Raw genomic sequence first — 225 nt, 5'->3', positions numbered from 1 at the left:
CTACTCTCACATGGGGAAACCCCACACTACCATCGGCGATGCATCGTTTCACTGCTGAGTTCGGGATGGGATCAGGTGGTTCCAACGCTCTATGGTCGTCAAGAAATTCGGGTACTGAGTCGTGACCTGATGGCCTCGCTTCAGCAAATTGGGTATGTGACAGCTGGTGTTTTGTGAACATCGAACTTTCGGTTCGTTTCGTCTTCACACACCGCAATCTGGTCT

Annotated in this window: 1 rRNA gene; it reads right to left on the bottom strand. The window is 51.1% G+C overall.

Annotated features, from left to right (window positions below):
• Positions 1-103: ribosomal RNA gene (gene rrf, locus AACY19_RS27740) — 5S ribosomal RNA — on the bottom strand; the annotation flags it as partial.
• Between the last annotated feature and the right edge of the window lie 122 nt (positions 104-225).

Source organism: Pseudomonas sp. EA_5y_Pfl2_R50 (assembly GCF_963970475.1).
GTDB lineage: Bacteria > Pseudomonadota > Gammaproteobacteria > Pseudomonadales > Pseudomonadaceae > Aquipseudomonas.
The sequence above is the reverse complement of the archived record's forward strand: the minus strand, read 5'-3'. Positions and strand labels throughout refer to the sequence as shown.